This is a genomic window from Pseudomonas sp. (genome assembly GCF_050739995.1).
Lineage (GTDB): Bacteria > Pseudomonadota > Gammaproteobacteria > Pseudomonadales > Pseudomonadaceae > Aquipseudomonas.
Genome location: NZ_JBOICG010000025.1, coordinates 1 through 3,758, shown reverse-complemented (window position 1 = coordinate 3,758; position 3,758 = coordinate 1). Strand labels below are relative to the sequence as shown.

The following is a 3,758-nucleotide window of genomic DNA, read 5'->3' as shown; positions in this document are numbered from 1 at the left end:
AGATCTATCATTTTTTCCAACAGCTGGTTAATGGCCTGACCATTGGCAGCACCTATGCCTTGATAGCCATTGGCTACACAATGGTTTACGGCATCATTGGAATGATCAACTTCGCCCATGGCGAGGTATACATGATTGGTTCCTACGTGGCTTTCATCGCCCTTGCCGGGCTGGCCATGATGGGGATCCACTCCCTGCCGCTGTTGATGACCGCCGCCTTTATCGCGTCGATCGTCGTGACCAGTGCCTATGGCTACAGTATCGAGCGCGTTGCCTACCGTCCCTTGCGTGGCAGCAACCGTTTGATCCCACTGATTTCCGCCATCGGCATGTCGATTTTCCTGCAAAACACCGTATTGCTGTCCCAGGACTCCAAGGATAAGTCCATTCCCAACCTGATCCCGGGGAGCATCTCCTTCGGCCCAGGCGGCGCACAAGAAGTGCTGATTTCGTATATGCAGATCCTGGTCTTCGTCGTCACCCTGGTGGCCATGCTGGGCCTGACCCTGTTCATCTCCCGCTCCCGTCTGGGCCGCGCCTGCCGGGCCTGTGCCGAAGACATCAAGATGGCCAACCTGCTGGGCATCAACACCAACAACCTCATCGCCCTGACCTTCGTGATCGGCGCCGCACTGGCAGCCGTCGCGGCGGTACTGCTGAGCATGCAGTACGGCGTAATCAACCCTAACGCCGGTTTCCTGGTAGGCCTCAAGGCCTTTACCGCAGCGGTATTGGGCGGCATCGGCAGTATTCCGGGCGCCATGCTCGGCGGGCTGGTGCTGGGTGTGGCCGAAGCGTTTGGCGCCGATATCTTCGGCGACCAGTACAAGGACGTCGTGGCGTTCGGCCTGTTGGTTCTGGTGCTGTTATTCCGTCCGACCGGCATTTTGGGCCGTCCGGAGGTTGAGAAAGTATGAGCAGATATCTTAAACCGGCGTTCTTCAGCGCCTTACTGGTATGGGCGGTGGCCTTCCCGGTACTCGGCCTCAAGTTGAGCATTGTCGGCATCAACCTGGAAGTGCATGGCACCGGTCCCGTGACCCTGACCATCATCGCCCTGTGTTCGGTGCTGATGTTCCTGCGCGTGCTGTTCACCCAGCAGGTCGGCGCCTTGTTCAAAGGCAACCGTGGCCCATTGGTATCCCCCAAGGTCAGCCAGTTCCTGACCCTGCCGCGTACCCAGCGCTACATCATCATCGGGCTGATCATTGCGGCGCTGATCTGGCCATTCTTCGGCTCGCGCGGTGCAGTCGACATCGCCACCCTGATCCTGATCTACGTGTTGCTGGGCCTGGGCCTGAACATCGTCGTGGGCCTGGCAGGCCTGCTCGACCTCGGTTACGTGGGCTTCTACGCCGTGGGTGCCTACACCTACGCGCTGCTCTCGCACTACCTGGGCTGGGGTTTCTGGATCTGCCTGCCATTGGCGGGTATGGCGGCGGCCACGTTCGGCTTCCTGCTGGGCTTCCCGGTGTTGCGTTTGCGCGGTGACTACCTGGCCATCGTGACCTTGGGTTTCGGTGAAATCATCCGGTTGTTCCTGCGTAACCTTACCGATATCACGGGCGGTCCGAACGGGATCAGCAACATTCCCAAGCCGACGTTCTTCGGACTGTCGTTCGATCGCAGCGCGGCCGAGGGCCTGCAGACGTTCCACGAATACTTCGGGATCGACTACAACCCGGTGAGCAAAGTGGTGTTCCTGTACCTGGTGGCACTGTTGCTGGCACTGGCCGCCCTGTTCGTGATCAACCGCCTGCTGCGCATGCCGATCGGCCGCGCCTGGGAAGCACTGCGCGAAGATGAAATCGCCTGCCGTGCCCTGGGCCTGAACCCGACCATCATCAAGCTTTCCGCGTTCACCCTGGGCGCTGCGTTCGCCGGTTTCGCCGGCAGCTTCTTCGCCGCGCGCCAAGGCCTGGTGACCCCGGAGTCGTTCACCTTTATCGAATCGGCGATCATTCTCGCCATCGTGGTATTGGGTGGCATGGGCTCACAGTTGGGCGTGATCCTGGCGGCAATCATCATGATCCTGCTGCCCGAAATGATGCGCGAGTTCAGTGACTACCGCATGTTGATGTTCGGCGCCCTGATGGTGCTGATGATGATCTGGCGTCCTCAAGGCCTGCTGCCCATGCAACGTCCACACATGGAGCTGCGCAAATGAGCCGCGAGATCCTGAAAGTCGAAAATTTGAGCATGCGCTTCGGTGGCCTGCTCGCGGTCAACGGCGTAGCCCTGACCGTCAAAGAGAAACAAGTTGTCGCGCTTATTGGTCCCAACGGCGCCGGCAAGACCACGGTGTTCAACTGCCTCACCGGTTTCTACAAACCAAGTGGCGGCAGCATCCTGCTGGATGGCCAACCGATCCAGGGTCTGGCCGGTCACGAGATCGCCCGCAAGGGCGTAGTACGGACATTCCAGAACGTGCGGTTGTTCAAGGACATGACAGCCGTCGAGAACCTGCTGATCGCCCAGCATCGTCACCTGAACACCAACTTCTTCGCTGGTTTGTTCAAGACGCCCGCGTTCCGCAAGAGCGAGCGCGAAGCCATGGAGTACGCGGCGTACTGGCTGGACAAGGTCAACCTCACCGAGTTTGCCAACCGCCCTGCCGGCACCCTGGCGTATGGTCAGCAACGCCGCCTGGAGATCGCACGCTGCATGATGACCCGTCCGCGGATTCTCATGCTCGACGAACCGGCCGCTGGCTTGAACCCTAAGGAAACCGAAGACCTCAAGGCACTGATCAGCGTGTTGCGTGAGGAAAACAACGCCACGGTGCTGTTGATCGAGCACGACATGAAACTGGTCATGAGCATTTCCGACCACATCGTGGTGATCAACCAGGGCACGCCGCTGGCAAACGGGACACCGGAGCAGATCCGTGACAATCCCGAAGTGATCAAAGCCTATTTGGGGGAAGCGTAAAATGCTGCAATTCGAAAACGTTTCCACTTTCTACGGCAAGATCCAGGCCCTCCACAGTGTCAACGTGGAAGTGCGTCAGGGTGAAATTGTCACCCTCATTGGCGCCAACGGTGCCGGCAAGTCGACCCTGTTGATGACCCTGTGCGGTTCGCCACAGGCTCACAGCGGCAGCATCCGCTACATGGGTGAAGAGCTGGTGGGCCAGTCGTCGTCCCACATCATGCGCAAGAGCATTGCGGTGGTGCCGGAAGGCCGCCGCGTGTTCTCGCGCCTGACGGTGGAAGAAAACCTGGCCATGGGCGGGTTCTTCACCGACAAGAGCGACTACCAGGAGCAGATGGACAAGGTGCTGCACCTGTTCCCAAGGCTCAAGGAACGCTTCAGCCAGCGCGGCGGCACCATGTCCGGCGGCGAGCAGCAAATGCTCGCCATCGGCCGGGCGCTGATGAGCAAACCCAAGTTGTTGCTGTTGGACGAGCCATCCCTGGGCCTGGCACCCATCATCATCCAGCAGATTTTCGACATCATCGAACAACTGCGTAAGGACGGTGTGACGGTGTTCCTGGTGGAACAGAACGCCAACCAGGCGCTGAAAATCGCCGACCGTGCCTACGTGCTGGAGAACGGCCGGGTGGTGATGCAAGGTACTGGCGAGCAGTTGCTGACCGATCCGAAAGTGCGTGAGGCGTACCTCGGGGGCTAAAGCCGGTAGCTGCATGAACCGGATCTAAAAATGTGGGAGCTGGCTTGTGTGGGAGCTGGCTTGCCTGCGATGGCATCACCGCGGTGTGACTAACACACCGATGTGCCTGCATCGCGGGCAAGCC

4 protein-coding genes are annotated in these 3,758 nt (G+C 59.7%); all 4 read left to right on the top strand.

Annotated elements, in window-relative coordinates; translation table 11 throughout:
- Positions 1-2: 2 nt before the first annotated feature.
- From livH to ACRESD_RS00750, 4 genes are read left to right on the top strand one after another with little or no spacing between them, the layout of a single operon-like run.
- Entirely contained in the window at positions 3-917 is a 915-nt protein-coding gene (gene livH / locus ACRESD_RS00765; protein ID WP_431749184.1) for a high-affinity branched-chain amino acid ABC transporter permease LivH, read from the top strand.
- Positions 914-2,167 carry a high-affinity branched-chain amino acid ABC transporter permease LivM gene (locus ACRESD_RS00760; RefSeq protein WP_431749183.1) on the top strand — a complete coding sequence of 418 codons (1,254 nt, stop codon included), beginning with the start codon at positions 914-916 and terminating at the stop codon, positions 2,165-2,167. Before livH ends, ACRESD_RS00760 begins: the two co-directional genes overlap by 4 nt.
- A complete protein-coding gene (gene livG, locus ACRESD_RS00755) occupies positions 2,164-2,931 on the top strand; it encodes a high-affinity branched-chain amino acid ABC transporter ATP-binding protein LivG (RefSeq protein WP_003193538.1) in 768 nt (255 codons plus the stop codon). The genes ACRESD_RS00760 and livG overlap by 4 nt, the downstream gene beginning before the upstream one ends.
- Before the next feature lies 1 nt (position 2,932).
- Positions 2,933-3,634 carry an ABC transporter ATP-binding protein gene (locus ACRESD_RS00750; RefSeq protein ID WP_431749182.1) on the top strand — a complete coding sequence of 234 codons (702 nt, stop codon included), beginning with the start codon at positions 2,933-2,935 and terminating at the stop codon, positions 3,632-3,634.
- Positions 3,635-3,758: the final 124 nt, after the last annotated feature.